Source organism: Nostoc sp., assembly GCF_035638895.1.
GTDB lineage: Bacteria > Cyanobacteriota > Cyanobacteriia > Cyanobacteriales > Nostocaceae > Nostoc.
This window is the reverse complement of record NZ_DASQZC010000487.1, coordinates 1-17,348: the sequence shown is the minus strand read 5'-3', so window position 1 is coordinate 17,348 and position 17,348 is coordinate 1. Positions and strand designations below refer to the sequence as shown.

Genomic DNA, 17,348 nt, shown 5'->3' with positions numbered 1-17,348 from the left:
TGTGTATTAGTCAACATAAAACAGCTACATTAATCTAATTCCATCCCCTGGATAGATTAAGGTCATGGAACTTATGCACAAACAAGATTTCCAAATCTTCTGAATATCCCTAATATAAAAATAGGTACAAAAAACTATTTTCAGTTTAGCCAAGCCGCTCTCGCTTCATCCTCACACTTCCACCGAGCAACAGCTTATGATTTTCTCGTCAGCACGACAATATTTTTACCAGGAGATTCAACAGTCTGACGAACACATCGACCTAGCAAAGGCAGCTTTATATATTGCACAAGAAGAATATCCCAATTTAGACCCAGAGGAATATCTCAACGCCCTTGATACAATGGCATGGGAGCTTGAAGAGCGTCTGCCTGATTCACGATATCCTTTGCGGATGGTTCAAAGTATTAACCAGTATCTTTACGAAGACTTAAAGTTTTATGGTAATAAAATTGACTATTACGATCCGCGTAACAGCTTTTTCAATGATGTAATTGACCGTCGGCTGGGGATTCCTATTAGCTTGGCGTTGGTTTATCTGGAAGTTGCTCGACGGATCGATTTCCCGATGGTGGGTGTGGGGATGCCAGGACATTTTCTGATTCGCCCAGATATTGAAGATATAGAGATTTTTGTGGATGCCTTCAATGGCGGTGAAATAATATTTGCCCAAGATTGTGAAGAACGGCTGTCTCAACTTTATCAGCAACCTGTGACGCTACAACCAGAATTTTTAGCTGTAGTTAGTAATCGGCAATTTTTAGCACGGATACTGACAAATTTAAAATTTATTTACCTTAAACAGCAAGAATTAGAAAAAACACTGGCAGCAGTTGAACGAATTTTGTTGCTGTTTCCTGGTTTAACTTTAGAATTGCGCGATCGCGGTCTAATCTATTATCAACTCGGTTACTACCCCCAAGCCGTAGACGACTTACAAAATTATTTAGCAAAAGTTCCCGATGCCGAGGATGCATCTGTGATTCGGCGGCTACTTAGCGAATTGGGGAAAGAGGGGTAGGGAGTGGGGAGTTAAGAGTTAAGAGTTAGGAGTTAGGAGTTAAGAGTTTGAAGTTTGGAGTTTGGAGTTTGGAGTTATAAGAATTCTTTCCCCAATGCCTAATGCCCAATTACGAATTACGAATTACGAATTACGAATTTTCTGCGACTCGTTTGAGGCGGCGCAGTTGGGCTTGCATATCTTCTTTTGTCCAAGATGCGGCAAAGGTGTTGAAACCCCAGCTAACTAAGGGGTTAGGGATATCGTACTCAAAACGGTTGAGTAGGAGCGTTCCTTTTTCTGTTGGCTGACATTCCCAGCGATCGCGCCCTTGAAAAAATCCTTGAAATTCCCAAACTACCAAACCTGGTTGTCGTTCTACAACTACGCTATTCAACGTGGGTTTCAGTAGAGGAATTTGAATAATGAAACGACTTTTACTGCCAACATCAGTACTCCAAGCACCCACAGGTTCGCAACGGAGAACGGGGTTGAGCCAGCGATGCATGAGTGCTAAATCGCTAATACAGCGCTCCACCACCGTAGCTGTAGCATTAATTTGAATTGATTGTTCCAAAATTTGGGACATTCTATATCTCTGAAGCTGTTGCTGCAATTAGAGTAACGCAAAATTCAGCACTGACTGTAGATTAAATCAAATATTAGTAACAAAGTCAAAAATTACTCTTGAATCAATGGCATAAATGTATGTTTTTACTGGTAAATTGATAGGCAAAACACTGACTCAGTGTTTGCGGTGAATACTTAAGCTTAATTCCCGAAAACCATGAACACAACTTGGCAAGGAATAACCCAGGTGATAGGAGTTGATTTGTCCACGAGGGTGCAGCAATTTTTGGCACAATCGCCCAGCTTGCAATCGGCGCAACCAGCAGTGAATCAAGGAATTGCTGATGTACAAGGTATTGTTCAACAGTTAATTCTGTTTACACCGCGTTTGCTGGGGGCAGTGGCAATTTTGTTAGTAGGTTTGCTAATTGCCTTCGGCGTAGCTGCGCTAACGCGAGGAATCCTCAATCGCACAAATATAGATAACCGCATTGCCGCAGGGGTAACGGGTCGTCAAGATGTTCCCCAAGTGGAGAAATTAATCTCCAGCTTAGTCTTTTGGAGCATTATTCTGTTGACGGCGGTAGCTGTTTTACAGGCATTAGATTTAGAGGTAGCGTCTCGACCTCTCAATAATTTTCTCAATCAACTTATTGGCTTTTTGCCAAAATTGGTTGGTGCGGGAATCCTTTTAGTAACCGCTTGGTTTTTGGCGACCATTGTAAAGATTATTACTGTGCGCTCATTACAGGCATTTAACCTGGATGAACGTTTGAATCCAGAACCAGAAGACAGGACACCGAGCCTCAATCAGCTGTCTCTGAGTGAGACGATTGGCAATGCTCTGTATTGGTTTATATTTTTACTGTTTCTCGCTCCAGTTTTAGATACTCTCGAACTTAGGCAGGCTCTACAACCAGTCCAAGCTCTCATTACAGAAGTTCTGCTAATTCTGCCGAACATTTTAGCGGCGGCGCTGATTGCTGTAGTTGGTTGGTTTATAGCTAATGTGGTGCGGCGGATTGTAACAAACTTGCTAGCGACAACTGGTATTGACCATTTAGGTAGTCGGTTGGGATTATCTGCGGCTGCGGGGGTGCAACCTCTATCGAGTATTCTCGGTACAGTTGTCTATGTTTTGATTTTGATTCCTGTGGCGATCGCAGCCCTCAATGCCCTAGAAATTAATGCGATCTCTGTGCCTGCGATCGCAATGCTGCAACAGATTCTCAACGCCCTCCCTGCCATCTTTACAGCCGTGGCAATTTTGATTGTTGCCTATTTCGTGGGACGGTTTATCGCGGATTTGGTTACAAGTATCCTCACCAATTTAGGGTTTAATAACATTTTCACTATTTTGGGTCTGACAACACCCAGCAGACGAATCGTAGTTTCAACAGAATCAACAACCCCCCCAATTCCAACCCGCACACCATCGGAAATTGCAGGCATTGTTGCCTTAGTGGGTATAATGCTGTTTGCAACGGTGGCGGCGGTGAATATCTTGAATATTCCAGCCCTGACAGCATTAGTGTCTGGGATTGTGATCGTATTCGGGCGAATTTTGGCGGGATTGGTGATCTTTGCCATTGGTTTATTCCTAGCAAATCTGGCTTTTAACATCATTACCAGTTCTGGCGAACGCCAAGCCCAGATTTTAGGACAAGTAGCGCGGATTGCCATCATTGCCTTAGTTTCTGCAATGGCATTGCAACAAATTGGAGTTGCCAGTGATATTGTGAATTTAGCCTTTGGACTTTTATTAGGTGCGATCGCAGTTGCTATTGCTTTAGCCTTTGGCCTTGGGGGGCGCGATATTGCCCGCGAGCAAGTTCAAGAATGGCTAAACTCTTTCAAAGGTAGAAACTAATTCCTCTGTGACATCTCCCACCACTAAATCGGATTACCGATTTTGGTGGGGGCTTCCAAGATAATCTGGCTAGTGCTGTGCGTAGGCTCTTTGCTTTAAAAAGGGAATAATCTGCCGTCTTATTGAATATGTGAGAGCCTTCTGCTGTTTTAGATAAATAACTGACTCTGCATTTTAATATGCGATCGCTCTGGTAACGTAGTAGATAAAATCAGCCTACCCGAACTCTCATAGTATGACTAACATTCAGATTTTCTTACCTGAGTCGATGAAAGTCTTTGTCGAGGAACAAGTAGCTAAGAGCGGTTATAGTTCAGCTAGTGAATATCTTCAAGAGCTAATTTTTCAAGACCAACAGCGCAAAGGTCAAGAAGAAAAACGCGCTCAGTTGATGGCGAAGTTTCAGACACAGGGTCAACCGAATAACGAGGAGTTTGAACTAATTGCAGATAAGTTAGCTGACGAGTTTACGGCATACTTTGGGTTAGATTTACCTGTGCTGTCAGATTATGCTGTGACTCGTGAGAGTATTTACGAGGATCATCCTTAACAGTAGTGCTATACCTTATAGATACTAATATTCTGCTGCGTTTTATAGATCGTACTCACCCACTACTGACTAACATTTAGATTTCCTTACGAAGATCATTCTTTTAAAAAGAATACACAGATTTTTGTTGATTCACATAAATTTTTAGTTATGCAGCTAAGAACCAGGAAACTCTAACTCGGTACTTCCACATCCTAACTGCGCCGTCTGGGGTGGTAGATGTCGCTCTAACCAATCTTCCAAATCAGTCAGTACCTCGTGGTAATTTAAGTCACAGTGAATTTCGTGATAGGCTCCTGGATATTCGATTCTCAGCTTATCTGTGCAGTTTACCTGTTGGTAAAAGATGTCACTTCCCGCAGGTAAAGCCACTCGGTCTGCACCACCGTGGAGAATCAACAATGGTAATTGCCAATCAGCTGCGTGAGCATAAATCCAATCAACTGTTGCAAAAAATTCTGTAGCCAGACGGGCAGTAGCAAGGGTATGTCGCAGTGTATCCTGAGCGATGGCAGCTAAAACTTGCTGATCTCGTGAACCAGCACTTAGGTCAATGCCTGTATTCAGGGTAAAACGCGGCCACACCCGTGAGAGCATTTTTCCCAAAAGTACCCGAATCGGTGAAACCCCAACTTTCCCTAAGCTTGGCGCTAGAGCGATCGCACCTTGCAAAACTGATGCTTGTTGAGGATGGCGCAGAATATAATCTAAGACAATTACCCCGCCTAAACTATGCCCCAAAAGAAAAATTGGGCATCCAGCATTCTGAGTCTGAATTAACTGTAAAAAGGCTCCTAAATCTTCGCAAAACTCACTCCAAGCGTTGATATAGCCTCGCTGACCTGATGAGCGTCCATGACCACGCAAATCTAAGGCGTAGACAGCATATTGTTTGGGTATTAAATGCTGAACTATATTATTGTAGCGATCGCTGTGGCCTCCGAGTCCATGCACAATGGCTAATATTGCCCGTACTTTACCCTCTGAATGCCAGCTTTGGTAATACAGGTCAAGTCCTCCAACACCCTGAAATCTGCTTTCTCTACGAGACACGACGCGATCGCTATGGTCAATCATCTGGTTAGTTTTTTAGATATTTTCCCAGCCAGCTACTAACATGTCAACTAATTATTAATAACCAACAGTAATCATATTGTTACGTTATTTCCTCAATCACATCTTGTGGTGAGGATTTATTGCTCTAAACTACGAATTACGAATTACGTTAGCGCAGCGTTAGCGAGTATTCGAGCGTCATTACGAATTACGAATTATTTCCCCTGCCATAGTTGCCGTAACGACTGAAAAATCTTTACAAATCTCTCTTCTAGCCAGAGCATAACATAATCAACCCATTCTAAAAGTTGCTCTAAGGGGTGCTTTTCGTAACCTATTGAAGTTGCTTTGGTTTCTATCCAGTCTGGCTGCGCCTCAACTTGAGTGCTTTGGTGAAATTGCTGGTGTAAAATTTCCCCTTTCCGACTCTCACTTTTAGATTGGGAAATGCTAGTTCGGGTTTGTTTTGCAGAAGAAACTTTTCCAGATGTTTTTTGATTTCTTCGCACCAAACCAGATCCAACTTTAGGTTGTTTTACAGTTAAATGATTTTGTGGAAAATGTCCTGCTGATAAACTTGAGGCTAAAGCAGGATTTGTCCTCCCAGAAAGTGTAACTGGCTTTTGGGCGATGGTTACGGTGTCGCCAAATAAATCATTCCATGTTAGCCAAGGAGCATCTGTTAAATCCTGGTTTTCCAACTGAGAGCTTTTGGACAAGGACTTTCTAAAGCGTGATGATGATAGTTTACCTTGCGTAGACGCATTCGCAAAGCGTCTGTCTGCGACACGCTGCGAGAAGGGGCTTGTCGCTAACCATCGCTCATTACTAGTTGTTGAATCAAGTGTTTTTCTATCCCCAACACCAAAAAAGTAATTAAGCGCTGCTTCAATCAAAGCCTGAAGATTCAGTGTATGAGTTTCTAAACCGTCAGTATTGGCTGTAATTTCTCCTCTAGCAGCTAATTGCTCTTTGCCATAAAGAAATATATTTAACTGAGTTTGGGCAACTTTGACAATTTCTTGGCTACGTTCTTGCACAGGTACTAAAGCATTTAATTCTAATTTAGCAAAGGCTATATCTAGAAATGCTAATAATTTATCTTTATTAAGTGAATCTTTTGGTCTCCCCTCGGCTAAAATTGAATTTTTATCTGTATTTACATCAGTTAATTTTGCTAATAAATGGTGAATTTGTGGTAATAGCTCCGTTTCTTTTTTAGCTACTATTAACCGCCAGGACTTCCAGTAATTAGCAACTTCGTTAATAATTCGGTCTTCTAATTTTGCCTGCTGCTGGGGTGTCAAAATATCTAGAATTTCATTGTCGGCAGTAACAAGTACTAACCTCCGATCCATCAAATTTGTGGCAATTCCCCGCACTACTGAAAGATGTAAAGGGTTGAGACTTCCGCTCTGATTCTCAGCAATATCTGATAATTGAGTAAGATTAGCATTATTTATAGACTTATTATCAGCGAATTTCAGCCGTAAAACTCCCAATAAAGCCAAGGGTTTGAAAGATTCAACTGTTTTTGCAGAAGTAGAAGCGTCTTCATTAGATGATAGATAATTGACTGCCTCTAGTACATGTTGAATGGGACTATCAATATTTGGAATTTTGGGCTGGAAATCGGTATCATTTGGTTGTAACTTTAGTCTAGTTTGTGGTTCTTTGGTCTGTAGCGTTTTCCCAGATGATTCAGATGACTGAAACAGTAGATACACTGGGTAAAGTAGTGCCTCCACACCCCACTTAGTAGCAACTTGCAAATGCCGGAAGGTGTGTTCCCACTGTTGTGTCACCCGCCGAGATTGCTGGTGGACAAAGTTAAATAGTCTGCTTTGATAACGCCCAGAGGAACCAGAAGACATAGTAGTAATTTTTTAGTTCAAGTCTTGTATAAGTTGTGAGACTCGCGCCAAACAATAAAAACGACCAACACCTCATCTTAGCGAATATATGACCCCGACTGTCTCTCAATCCCAGACCAAAATCATCTCACAAGCAATTGAGCAACTGCGCTCTTTTTGTCAAGTTAATCTTCAGTCTACTTGGCTATACCAGGAATCTGACCTGATTATTACTGATGTTGTAGCTGCTGATTTGTCTCATTGGCAACCTGTTCAATTGAATGCTAAAGAACATATCGCTTGGACAGGCGGGAAAAAAGTGTTATGGCTAGTGCAAAGATTGGTGGTTCCCCAAGATTTACACGGCTATCCCTTAGCTGGGTTATCTTTGCGGCTGGCGCTGGTTTGGTGGGCAGATGCTGCTGAGATTTATGTGAATGGGGAGTTAGTGCTGGAGGGTGATTTATTTGATTGTTCGCCTAGAGTGCTTCTGAGCCAAGGGGTGACGCCAGGGGAAGAGTTTATTGTGGCTTTGCGGTTAGTGAGTCCGGGACATTGTGATGGTGCTTTAGTGCGATCGCTCCTAGTTTATCAGTCTACTGTTGATAATAATCCCGATCCGGGTTTTGTGGCTGATGAGTTAGCTGTGGTGCAACTTTATTTGGAAAAATTTTCGCCGGAGAGGTTGGATGTTTTGGCGGCGATGGTGGGAGAGGTTACGAACCGCAGAGGCGCAGAGGACACCGAGGAAGAGTTAGTAAGATCGTTACGCCAAAACCTAATTCAATCCGACATCTTAGCCCCCCAATTGATCGGGGGTTGGGGGGATCAAAAATCTAAAATTTTCTTATTGGGTCATGCTCACTTAGATTTAGCATGGCTATGGCCTGTGAATGAAACTTGGAATGCGGCGCAAAACACCTTTGAGTCGGTTCTGAAGTTACAAGCAGATTTTCCTGAGTTAATTTTCTGTCATTCGACTCCCGCACTTTACGCTTGGATTGAAGAACATCGCCCGGATTTATTCAGGTCAATTCAAGCACAGGTAGTTGCTGGACGTTGGGAAGTCGTCGGCGGAATGTGGGTGGAACCAGAACTAAATCTAATTGCTGGTGAATCAATAGTCCGTCAGCTATTGTATGGCCAGCGCTACATTCAGGAAAAATTTGGTAAGCTTTCAACTGTGGTGTGGGTTCCAGATTCTTTTGGTTTTTGTGCAACTTTACCGCAGTTTTTCGCTAATGCTGGCATTGAGTATTTTGTCACCCAGAAGTTGCGATGGAATGATACTACTAAATTTGATTATGGGGCTTTTTGGTGGCGATCGCCTGACGGTAGCCAAGTCTTTAGTTTGATGTCTGCACCCATCGGTGAAGCTATAGACCCAGTTAAAATGGCATCCTACGCTCTTGAATGGCAATCCCAGACTGGTTTACCAGAATCCCTCTGGCTTCCTGGTGTCGGCGACCACGGCGGCGGCCCCACCCGTGATATGTTAGAAACCGCCCAACGCTGGCAAAAGTCGCCTTTCTTCCCAGACTTAGAATTCACAACATCTGAAAAGTATTTACAGCAAATCAAATCAGGAGTCAGGAGTCAGGAGCCAGAATTCAGGAGTCAGAATTCAGGAGTCAAGAGTTATCATTCTCCCTCTGCTTCCCCTGCCTCCCCTGCCTCCCCTGCTCCCCCTACCTTCCCCACATGGAATGACGAACTATACCTCGAATTCCATCGCGGTTGCTACACTACACACGCAGACCAAAAACGCTGGAATCGTCGTTGTGAAAATTTATTGTATGAAGCTGAACTATTTGCTACTTTGGCAACCGTAAGCTGTGGTGTGACATATCCTAAAGCAGAAATCGAAGCAGCTTGGAAGCAGGTGTTATTTCAACAGTTTCACGATATTTTGCCTGGTTCTTCAATTACCCAAGTTTACACAGATGCGTTGCCCGAATGGCAGCAAGTGGAACAAATGGGAACGAAGATATTACAAGAATCACTATTAGCGATCGCATCTCACATTACCCTATCAGAACCACCAAAACCCAATAGTTTGCCTATTTTCGTTTTCAATTCTCTCAATTGGCAACGCTCTGAAGTAATCTCTGTAGCTTTACCCACGCCACCAACAACTACCCAGGAATGGCAGATTTACGATGCTTCTGGAAAGCAGGTTGTCTCCCAATTATCTGAACCATCAACACTACTATTTCTCGCCATCGAAATTCCACCTGTCGGCTACCGCATATTTTGGCTTTCCCCGTCATCTCCCTCACTCCCCAGTACACACGCGATTAATCACGTCTCTCCCCACTCTCCACTCCTCCCAGACTGGATTTTAGAAAATGAATTCCTACGAGTTGTCATAGATCCTGATACTGGAGATTTATCAAGTGTTTTTGATAAAACTTATCAACGAGAAGTTTTGAGTGGGGCGGGGAATCAACTACAAGCTTTTAAAGACAGTGGTCAATATTGGGATGCTTGGAATATAGACCCTAATTATGCTCAACATCCTTTACCCTCAACAAATCTTCTATCTATTCAGTGGTTAGAACAAGGCCCAGTGCAAAGTCGTGTGCGCGTGGTGCGTCAGTTGGGTGAATCGGAATTTTGCCAAGACTATATTCTGCAAGCTACTTCACCTCTGCTGAAAATAGCTACTACTGTCAACTGGCAAGAAAATCATGTATTAGTAAAAGCTGCTTTTCCTTTGAATATTGAAGCAGACTTTGCTACTTATGAAATTCCCTGTGGCGCAATTCGCCGTCCAACTAAACCGCAAACCCCCGCAGAACAGGCAAAATGGGAAGTTCCCGCCTTGCGTTGGGCTGATTTAACAGCAGAAGACACAATCCAAAATCCAAAATCTAAAATCCAAAATTGTTATGGTGTTAGTTTGCTCAATGATTGTAAATACGGTTACGACAGCAAACCAGATCAACTGCGCTTGACACTGCTACGCAGTTCTAATTGGCCAGACTCAGAGGCTGACAAAGGTTTTCACGAGTTCACATATACCTTGTATCCTCATGCTGGTAGCTGGGAATCAGCCCATACAGTACGGCGTGGCTATGAATTGAATATACCGTTGCAAGTGATATTGAATCCCGTTAATCACAACCCACATAAAAATTCTCCCCTATCTGCTGATAAAGAGTGGTTGGGGGTAAGCTTGCTAGATTTATCATCTGAAAATTTAATCTTGATGGCCTTCAAGCCATCTGAGGATGACCCACAACAGTTAATTCTGCGGTGTTATGAATGTCACGGAGAAACAGCCGAGTTATCTTTGCAAAGTGATTTAGAGTTAAATCTAGGAGATACAGTAGATTTATTAGAGCGTTCCTCTACTACTGAATTCTCATCTGAGCAACAAATCTTGACGATACAGCCTTGGAAAATCGCTAGTTTCAAGGTGATACCAGCGATTAATCCCAGGCTGGAGTAAGCCACTAGTGCTATGTCAGGGTCAGTTGTGATTTTCCACAGACCATTGACAAATGACTAATGACTCTTTTAATCTTCGTGATCGTCATACGGATCGTTCAATTGTTTGCTAGGAGGGCCAAAGGAGGTATAAATCGACAATCCGGTGATGGCAACCACTACGGCAGCCACAGAAATGCTAAGAACTATTGCGGGTTCCATAATTGAGGAATAGATGATGAGTGCTATTCTTATAGAATATTACAGAAGATTAAAAAAAGCTTTGGCAAGTAATATTAGGTGAACTATGGCACAAAGGACTAGGTTGGGAGATATCCTGAAACCACTGAACTCTGAGTATGGAAAAGTGGCTCCAGGTTGGGGTACTACCCCTGTGATGGCTGTTTTTATCTTGCTATTTTTTGTGTTTCTGCTAATTATTCTGCAACTTTACAATAGAACACTGTTGGTTCAGGATGTAGTAGTCGATTGGCGGAGTTTAGGGCGCTAAAGCATACACAGCTATCAAGTTTGGATAACAAGTTATGTTACACCCGGTTCTTCCGGGTTTTTTTGTCAATGCTCAATGCATACAAACCATTGAGTAGACTAAATAATATCTGAGTTTCTGTAGTGGTTCATATAGTTTACAGGAGACACAAATGAATATATTTGGTATCGGTCTACCGGAAATGGGTGTAATTATGGTAGTGGCGCTGTTAATCTTTGGCCCCAAGAAGCTACCAGAGATTGGTCGGAGTGTAGGTAAAACTATTCGTAGTTTCCAAGAAGCTTCCAAAGATTTTCAAAACGAGTTTCAAAAAGAAGCAGAACAGTTAGAAGAAGTTGTCAAGACTACTGCTGAATTGGAACCTAAGCAAATCTACCCTGCTAAATCTGAGCATGATACCGCTAGTTCTTCCCAACCTAGCTAGTACCGCAAGGCGGAAGTCAAAAGTTAAAAGGCTTTAATTCTGGACTTTTTAGCTGTAATGAAATGGTAGGTTTATTTTTGCTGCTCTCTACTATGAGAGTGCTGGATATCAATTGACTGTAGGCAAAATGACAGAAGCTGTTAAGCAACCAGCTTTGGTGATTCCCCAGCTAATTGTCGGGTTGGGGAATCCAGAAAGCAAGTACGACCAAACACGCCATAATATCGGCTTTGCTGCTGTAGAAACTCTCTCCCGTTCTTGGCGCATTTCCTTAGCAGAAAACCGCAAGTTTCAGGGTGAGTATGGCGAGGGAATGGCCGCAGGTGGAGGTAAGATTCGTTTGCTAAAGCCGTCAACTTATATGAATCGCTCAGGACAAGCAATACAAGCGGTGACAAGTTGGTATAAATTGCCGCCTGAGTCAGTGCTGGTAATTTATGACGATATGGATTTGCCTTTGGGAAAAACTCGTCTGCGGTTATCTGGTTCGGCTGGTGGACATAACGGCATGAAAAGTGCGATCGCACATCTTAGTACCCAAAACTTTCCCCGTTTGCGAATCGGTATTGGTAAACCCAAAGGTGCAGCTAACAACGATGATTCTGATGCTGTTTCTCATGTGCTGGGGCGATTTTCGGCAGCAGAAAATCAGCAGATGTCTCTTGTACTTCAGTTCGTGGTTGAGTGTATTGAACTAAGCCTCAAGCAGGGAGTAGAAAAGGCGATGAATGTTTGTAATAGCCGCACCATTAATAATTCTGAGTCTTAGGGTTGGATGAATATTGCCTTGTAAAATATGATGTTTTGATCAAAAAGCTATAAGGCTATAAAAAATAAAACTAAACATCTAAGGCCATACAGTTCAGTTAAGCCCCAAATCCAATGCAAGAGACGTTGCAATTGCAACGTCTCTACATACCTAAAATTTTTAACCCAAGCGTATTGACATCTAAGGCTAATTAACAGCCTGTCTATAAGATTTTTATATTTTTAATGGCTGAAGCCAATCTTAATCAGATTATACTAAAGTTTTGAAAATCCTAATAATTTTTACCATAGTTTAATTAACCTATGTGAATATACTGAAGTACAGCCCAAGCTGTCTGAAGATGTTAGTACAAATAATGTTGATTAAATAAAGTAGTCCTTGCCAGCGTTTTATCAAGGTGCTTTAATAGCGATTGCATTCTGCAAAACGAGACGCGCAGCGATTCGACATCAGACATCGCTGCTGGTGTTGATAAAATTACAAACTCAAAACATTAAACTCAAAGATATGACAAGCTATTAGCATATCTTTGACACTAAATTCTCCCAAAAGCTGAATAGGAGTATATATGGAGCCAATCATTTTTATAGTTTTAGTGCTTATAGGTTATGCCTTAGGTTCTGCAAAACTGATTAATCAAGGTAATGAAGCCCTAGTCGAACGCTTGGGGCAGTTTCATCGAAAACTTAAACCTGGGCTGAACTTTATTGTTCCCTTTGTAGATCAGATTGTGATGGAAGATACCACGCGAGAGCAAATTTTAGACATCAAGCCTCAGAATGTGATCACCCAAGATAATATTTCTGTGGAAGTGGACGCTATTCTGTACTGGCGCATCAAAGATATTGAGAAAAGCTTTTACGCTATTGAGGATCTGCAAGGCGCACTGATACAGGTTACTACAACCACGCTCCGGGAAATCATTGCCCAGAACACTCTGGAGCAGACCAATGTCTCCAGAGTGGAGATGCACTCAACTCTCTTATTCGAGTTGAATAGTATAACGATAGATTGGGGAGTTGAGATTCTCCGGTTAGACCTTCAGAGAATTACCCTACCTGAGAGTGTACGAAAGTCAAGGGAAGAGCAGCAAGCTGCTGAAATCAAAAAACGGGCGCTGATTACTGAAGCAGAAGGGGAAAAGGAAGCTGCGATTAAAAAAGCAGAAGGAACTATGGCTTCAGTGCAAATTATTTCTCAAGCTCTCCGTTCCAATCCAGATAGTAGGGACATTCTGCGGTATCTTGTAGCTCAAGATTACGTAGATGCTAGCCAAAAACTTGGTGAGAGCAGTAATGCCAAAATTGTCTTTGTAGACCCAGCTAACTCAAGTGAAATGTTTCAGGAGTTGATAGCCGAGTCAGTAAATAAAGAAGATAATGGCAAAAAACACGAAAACGGTAATACCTAACAGTCACGCTGTGCGGCTTGTCTCAGTAGCGCATCCGCTACTAGTGAAACATCGCGCATTTCTTGAACATCGTGAACTCGCAGGATATTAGCGCCATTAAAAATAGCAGCACAACAAGCTGCCGCCGTTCCCCAAACTCGTGCTTTGGGATCTGGTTGATTTAAAATGCGACCAATGAAACTTTTACGAGATGCTCCTACCAAGATAGGGCAATTGAGTGGCGAGAGCGATCGCAAGCGGCGAAAAATTTCTAAATTTTGCTCATAGTTCTTAGCAAAACCAATACCAGGATCAATAATAATTTTATCCCGATCAATGCCCGCAGCAGTTGCTACCCCAATTTGCCGATCTAAAAAACTATAAATTTCTCCGAGCAAATCTTGATAATCAGTTTGTTGTTGCATTGTCTGTGGTGTTCCCCGGATGTGCATTAAAATAATCGGCACACCTAACTCTGCAACTGTTGGTAACATTTCTGAGTCAAAAGTGCCGCCAGAAATATCATTAATAATATCCGCTCCAGCTTCTACAGATGCCTTGGCTACAGCAGCACGGGTGGTATCTACAGAAATCGGGATTGAAATTTCTGGTCTTAGCACCCGTAACACCGATAAGACCCGGTCAAGTTCCTGTGCCAGAGTTATTTGCTTTGCCCCTGGTCGAGTTGATTGACCGCCCACATCGATAATGTCAGCACCAGCAGCCACCAGTGCTTGCGCCTGTACTAAAGCGGCAGAGGTAGTGTTAAACTCACCCCCATCACTAAAGCTATCAGGCGTTACATTCAAAATCCCCATCAAATAAGTGCGCTGTCCCCACTCAAAACAGCGTCCTCGAATTATCAAGTTGCTTGACATAAATCTACATTAGGCATTCCCATGCTCTGCATGGGAACGAGAAGAAAGCACATCACAGTGACTGAAAATTTACAATTCGAGCGAAACTCTCAGCTTCCAAACTTGCTCCTCCAACTAAAACACCATCAATTTCGGGTTGAGCCATAATCTCATCAATATTGTTCGGCTTAACTGAGCCACCATATTGAATTGATACATTTTGATTACTCAACTGGCTACGAATTAAGCCAATTATTCGATTAGCTTCCAGTGCTTCACAAGTTTCACCAGTGCCAATTGCCCAAATTGGCTCATAAGCAATCACCAAATTATTCTGATCAATATCTAACAAACCTTTGTCGAGTTGGAGAGCAATCAGTGATTCAGTTTCTCCTGCATCTCGTTGTTGTTTACTTTCACCAACACAGAGAATAGGAGTCAAACCAAACCTTTGAGCAGTTCGGAGGCGTAGATTAACGGTTGCATCCGTTTCACCAAAGTATTGTCGTCGTTCGCTATGACCGACAATCACAAAGCGCACACCACTTTCTGTCAGCATTGGGCCAGAAATCTCACCTGTATAGGCTCCAAATTCTTCCCAATGGATATTTTGTGCCCCAAGTTGGATGAGGCTACCGTGCAAAGTTTTGGACAAAACACTTAAATTAGTGAATGGAGGGCACAATATCACTTCTCGCCCTTGGGGGGTTTCCTCTAAGTGGGGCAGAAATCCTTGTAAAAACTCCTGGGTTTCTGCCTGGGTTTTGAACATTTTCCAGTTGCCGGCAATAACGATTTTCCGCACAGTTAATTTAGTCAAGATCCTAACGAGTTATTTAGATGCATTTTTCAGTTTATGACTTTTTGTTAGTCATTAGTCACTTGTACTGAGCGAAGTCGTTGGCGCAGCCTCTCGTAGAGAAGTACTGGGCATGGGGTATACTCCCCTTGTCTCCTTTGTCTGCCTCATCTTGCCAAACCGCTTCTAAAAATAACTAGGATAGTAAACAGGGTGTATCTAAAATCTAAAATCTAAAATTAATATGACTTCAATACTACCCGTGCCTGAACCTCATCAAAGTGATTCCGCTAATACTGACGCAAATTCTCTCAGTTGGGAGGAAGAACTAGATAGTGCTATTTTCAGTTTTGAAGACATTCAGACGGAACTGAACTATAAACAAGCACAAACGGCGCTGCGAAACTTGGTAGCTAATCTCGACCTCACCCCCCCAGAAAAAACCGGGTTAGAGGCGGAAATTGCAGATTTGGAAACCATGCTGGGGAAGTTAGACCGCATGGTGGTGCAAATTGCGGCTTTTGGTATGGTGGGACGTGGTAAGTCTTCGCTACTCAATGCTTTGGTTGGGCAAACAGTATTTGAAACTGGGCCGCTGCATGGTGTCACTCGTGCTGCACAAAGAGTTAATTGGAGTATTAGTGAGGAAGCGATTGGGAAAACTGAACGTGCATTGCGAGTTACTCTCCCTGGTGTAGGTCAATCCCAGGTGGAATTAATTGACACTCCTGGGTTAGACGAAGTAGATGGTGCAACTCGTGCCGCGTTAGCTGAACAGATTGCTAAACAAGCGGATTTGATTCTGTTTGTGGTTTCTGGCGACATGACAAAGCTAGAATACGCCGCCCTTTCTCAGTTGCGAGAAGCAGGGAAACCGATCATTCTGGTATTTAACAAAGTAGACCAGTATCCAGAAGCAGACCGGATGGCAATTTATCATAAAATCCGGGATGAAAGGGTGCGGGAATTGCTCACACCTTTGGAAATTGTCATGGCTGCGGCATCGCCATTGGTAAAGACGGCGATTCGTCGCCCTGATGGTACTAGGGGTATACAGTTGCGTACAGGTAATGCCCAAGTAGAGGAACTCAAGCTGAAAATCTTGGAGATTCTGCACCGTGAAGGTAAAGCTTTGGTTGCCCTCAATACCATGCTTTATGCCGATGTCGTAAATGAGCAGTTGATAGAACGAAAACTGATGATTCGGGAGGTGAATGCCAATCAGTTGATTTGGAAGGCTGTGATGACTAAAGCATTAGCGATCGCACTTAATCCCGTAACTGTGGTAGATATTCTCAGTAGTGTGGTAATTGATATTGCTCTGATTTTGGGTTTATCTAAACTCTATGGCTTCTCTATGACCGAAGCCGGGGCTGTACAATTGCTACAAAAAATTGCCCTGAGTATGGGCGGAATTGGCGCTAGTGAACTGTTGGCAAATTTGGGGTTGAGTGGATTAAAAACTTTACTTGGTATCTCTGCAACAGCTACCGCAGGTGCTGCCCTTGGCCCTTATATATCGGTGGCAATTACGCAAGCGGGAGTAGCTGGTGTTTCTTCTTACGGGATTGGACAAGTTACCAAAGTTTATTTAGCCAACGGTGCGACTTGGGGGCCTGATGGGCCAAAAGCAGTGATTAATCGTATTTTGGCAAACTTGGATGAGACTTCAATTCTCAACCGCATTAAAGATGAATTACTCCACAAGGTAAAACTCAGAAAGTGATGCATAGACGTAGAATTAATAAGATTCTGAAAAATAGGTTGCTGAAGATTGAGAGTTTTTTCCAGCCAAGATAGGCTCTCCCTTTACTCCTCCACGGCTAAGAGTACAAATCTTATAAAGGTTTTCGCACTCAAAGATTGCCATAACTAGCTCTTTTCCCGTTTGATAAGAGGATGGTAAAGGTTTACCTACCTCGCATTCCATATCAATTTCGTTATCACGCCACTGTAACTTCCAAATACGCTTTTCGGTTATTGGTGCTTTGACAGACCGAGCAAAAGCACTATAAACCTGCTCTGCTTTAATATCATCTTTAGCTGCTGGCACAAAAAACTTCATAGATGGTTACAAGTAACGTAAATTTCACTAGCACCAGCGTAACGCAGTTACCAAGGCAATCTGCTCCCATCCCATGAGAAAAACTGTCCACTATCGCCTTCTTGAAGCTGTTCGATGACAGTCAGTAACTGGGTAACGGTGCGTTCGACTGAGAATAATTTTTCCGCAGGTACATTTCCCTGGAAAGGACGGGAAAGGTGCG

The 17,348-nt window shown here is 42.8% G+C and carries 16 protein-coding genes and 1 pseudogene; 9 read left to right on the top strand and 8 right to left on the bottom strand.

Features of this window, described 5'->3' with window-relative positions; all coding sequences use genetic code 11:
- The first annotated feature begins 196 nt into the window (after nt 1-196).
- Nucleotides 197-1,021 carry a SirB1 family protein gene (locus VE944_RS24525; RefSeq protein WP_324983223.1) on the top strand — a complete coding sequence of 275 codons (825 nt, stop codon included), beginning with the start codon at nt 197-199 and terminating at the stop codon, nt 1,019-1,021.
- A gap of 130 nt (nt 1,022-1,151) precedes the next feature.
- On the opposite strand, the gene VE944_RS24520 is transcribed toward VE944_RS24525, so the two are convergent.
- A complete protein-coding gene (locus tag VE944_RS24520; protein WP_324983220.1) occupies nt 1,152-1,589 on the bottom strand; it encodes an SRPBCC family protein in 438 nt (145 codons plus the stop codon).
- A 198-nt stretch (nt 1,590-1,787) separates the two neighbouring features.
- Between VE944_RS24520 and VE944_RS24515 the strand changes: the two genes are divergently transcribed.
- Together VE944_RS24515 and VE944_RS24510 are read left to right on the top strand one after the other, a co-directional pair.
- Nucleotides 1,788-3,440, top strand: coding sequence for a mechanosensitive ion channel (locus tag VE944_RS24515; protein WP_324983217.1), 1,653 nt, complete (start codon nt 1,788-1,790; stop codon nt 3,438-3,440).
- Nucleotides 3,441-3,675: 235 nt separating this feature from the next.
- Nucleotides 3,676-3,990, top strand: a complete 315-nt coding sequence (locus VE944_RS24510) for a ribbon-helix-helix domain-containing protein (protein ID WP_324983214.1) — start codon at nt 3,676-3,678, stop codon at nt 3,988-3,990.
- Between the two features lie 156 nt (nt 3,991-4,146).
- Here the strand turns inward: VE944_RS24510 and VE944_RS24505 are convergent, their stop codons facing one another.
- Nucleotides 4,147-5,067: an alpha/beta hydrolase gene (locus VE944_RS24505; RefSeq protein WP_324983210.1), complete on the bottom strand. Its 921-nt coding sequence runs from the start codon at nt 5,065-5,067 to the stop codon at nt 4,147-4,149.
- Between the two features lie 194 nt (nt 5,068-5,261).
- Nucleotides 5,262-6,920 (bottom strand): hypothetical protein, encoded by a 1,659-nt coding sequence (locus tag VE944_RS24500; protein WP_324983207.1) that lies wholly within the window; start codon nt 6,918-6,920, stop codon nt 5,262-5,264.
- A gap of 88 nt (nt 6,921-7,008) precedes the next feature.
- Here VE944_RS24500 and VE944_RS24495 point away from each other — a divergent pair, with 88 nt between their 5' ends.
- The gene (locus VE944_RS24495) at nt 7,009-10,353 is read left to right on the top strand and encodes an alpha-mannosidase (protein ID WP_324983205.1); all 3,345 of its coding nucleotides are present in this window, start codon (nt 7,009-7,011) and stop codon (nt 10,351-10,353) included.
- 68 nt (nt 10,354-10,421) lie between these two features.
- On the opposite strand, the gene psbN is transcribed toward VE944_RS24495, so the two are convergent.
- Complete coding sequence (gene psbN / locus VE944_RS24490; protein ID WP_229554305.1) at nt 10,422-10,553, bottom strand: photosystem II reaction center protein PsbN; 132 nt, start codon at nt 10,551-10,553, stop codon at nt 10,422-10,424.
- An 85-nt stretch (nt 10,554-10,638) separates the two neighbouring features.
- Between psbN and psbH the strand changes: the two genes are divergently transcribed.
- The 4 genes from psbH to VE944_RS24470 all read left to right on the top strand — a co-directional run bounded on the left by psbH (nt 10,639) and on the right by VE944_RS24470 (nt 13,446).
- Complete coding sequence (psbH, locus tag VE944_RS24485) at nt 10,639-10,842, top strand: photosystem II reaction center phosphoprotein PsbH (RefSeq protein WP_100901200.1); 204 nt, start codon at nt 10,639-10,641, stop codon at nt 10,840-10,842.
- 151 nt (nt 10,843-10,993) lie between these two features.
- On the top strand, nt 10,994-11,266 hold the full coding sequence (locus VE944_RS24480; RefSeq protein WP_229554308.1) for a TatA/E family twin arginine-targeting protein translocase: 273 nt from the start codon (nt 10,994-10,996) through the stop codon (nt 11,264-11,266).
- A 127-nt stretch (nt 11,267-11,393) separates the two neighbouring features.
- Nucleotides 11,394-12,035, top strand: a complete 642-nt coding sequence (gene pth / locus VE944_RS24475; protein WP_324983199.1) for an aminoacyl-tRNA hydrolase — start codon at nt 11,394-11,396, stop codon at nt 12,033-12,035.
- A gap of 568 nt (nt 12,036-12,603) precedes the next feature.
- Nucleotides 12,604-13,446, top strand: a complete 843-nt coding sequence (locus VE944_RS24470; RefSeq protein WP_324983197.1) for an SPFH domain-containing protein — start codon at nt 12,604-12,606, stop codon at nt 13,444-13,446.
- Here the strand turns inward: VE944_RS24470 and folP are convergent.
- Both folP and tpiA read right to left on the bottom strand, forming a co-directional pair.
- Nucleotides 13,443-14,303 (bottom strand): dihydropteroate synthase, encoded by an 861-nt coding sequence (folP, locus tag VE944_RS24465; protein ID WP_324983195.1) that lies wholly within the window; start codon nt 14,301-14,303, stop codon nt 13,443-13,445. The two genes, VE944_RS24470 and folP, sit on opposite strands and share 4 nt — an antisense overlap.
- Nucleotides 14,304-14,355: 52 nt before the next feature.
- Nucleotides 14,356-15,087: a triose-phosphate isomerase gene (gene tpiA / locus VE944_RS24460; RefSeq protein WP_324983192.1), complete on the bottom strand. Its 732-nt coding sequence runs from the start codon at nt 15,085-15,087 to the stop codon at nt 14,356-14,358.
- Nucleotides 15,088-15,325: 238 nt separating this feature from the next.
- Here tpiA and VE944_RS24455 point away from each other — a divergent pair, with 238 nt between their 5' ends.
- Nucleotides 15,326-16,807, top strand: a complete 1,482-nt coding sequence (locus VE944_RS24455; RefSeq protein ID WP_324983189.1) for a GTP-binding protein — start codon at nt 15,326-15,328, stop codon at nt 16,805-16,807.
- Between the two features lie 15 nt (nt 16,808-16,822).
- Here VE944_RS24455 and VE944_RS24450 read toward each other — a convergent pair whose 3' ends face one another.
- Nucleotides 16,823-17,146 carry a hypothetical protein gene (locus VE944_RS24450; protein ID WP_324983186.1) on the bottom strand — a complete coding sequence of 108 codons (324 nt, stop codon included), beginning with the start codon at nt 17,144-17,146 and terminating at the stop codon, nt 16,823-16,825.
- Between the two features lie 47 nt (nt 17,147-17,193).
- A pseudogene (locus VE944_RS24445) lies at nt 17,194-17,348 on the bottom strand (cell-cell signaling protein); the annotation flags it as partial.

What these genes read in the sequence shown, in the direction of transcription:
- VE944_RS24500 (WP_324983207.1), bottom strand. Translation starts at nt 6,920, where the DNA reads ATGTCTTCTGGTTCCTCTGGGCGTTATCAAAGCAGACTATTTAACTTT.
- VE944_RS24495 (WP_324983205.1), top strand. Translation starts at nt 7,009, where the DNA reads ATGACCCCGACTGTCTCTCAATCCCAGACCAAAATCATCTCACAAGCA.
- VE944_RS24480 (WP_229554308.1), top strand. Translation starts at nt 10,994, where the DNA reads ATGAATATATTTGGTATCGGTCTACCGGAAATGGGTGTAATTATGGTA.
- VE944_RS24455 (WP_324983189.1), top strand. Translation starts at nt 15,326, where the DNA reads ATGACTTCAATACTACCCGTGCCTGAACCTCATCAAAGTGATTCCGCT.
- VE944_RS24520 (WP_324983220.1), bottom strand. Translation starts at nt 1,589, where the DNA reads ATGTCCCAAATTTTGGAACAATCAATTCAAATTAATGCTACAGCTACG.
- VE944_RS24470 (WP_324983197.1), top strand. Translation starts at nt 12,604, where the DNA reads ATGGAGCCAATCATTTTTATAGTTTTAGTGCTTATAGGTTATGCCTTA.
- pth (WP_324983199.1), top strand. Translation starts at nt 11,394, where the DNA reads ATGACAGAAGCTGTTAAGCAACCAGCTTTGGTGATTCCCCAGCTAATT.
- VE944_RS24525 (WP_324983223.1), top strand. Translation starts at nt 197, where the DNA reads ATGATTTTCTCGTCAGCACGACAATATTTTTACCAGGAGATTCAACAG.
- VE944_RS24450 (WP_324983186.1), bottom strand. Translation starts at nt 17,146, where the DNA reads ATGAAGTTTTTTGTGCCAGCAGCTAAAGATGATATTAAAGCAGAGCAG.
- psbH (WP_100901200.1), top strand. Translation starts at nt 10,639, where the DNA reads ATGGCACAAAGGACTAGGTTGGGAGATATCCTGAAACCACTGAACTCT.
- VE944_RS24515 (WP_324983217.1), top strand. Translation starts at nt 1,788, where the DNA reads ATGAACACAACTTGGCAAGGAATAACCCAGGTGATAGGAGTTGATTTG.
- VE944_RS24505 (WP_324983210.1), bottom strand. Translation starts at nt 5,067, where the DNA reads ATGATTGACCATAGCGATCGCGTCGTGTCTCGTAGAGAAAGCAGATTT.
- psbN (WP_229554305.1), bottom strand. Translation starts at nt 10,553, where the DNA reads ATGGAACCCGCAATAGTTCTTAGCATTTCTGTGGCTGCCGTAGTGGTT.
- folP (WP_324983195.1), bottom strand. Translation starts at nt 14,303, where the DNA reads ATGTCAAGCAACTTGATAATTCGAGGACGCTGTTTTGAGTGGGGACAG.
- VE944_RS24510 (WP_324983214.1), top strand. Translation starts at nt 3,676, where the DNA reads ATGACTAACATTCAGATTTTCTTACCTGAGTCGATGAAAGTCTTTGTC.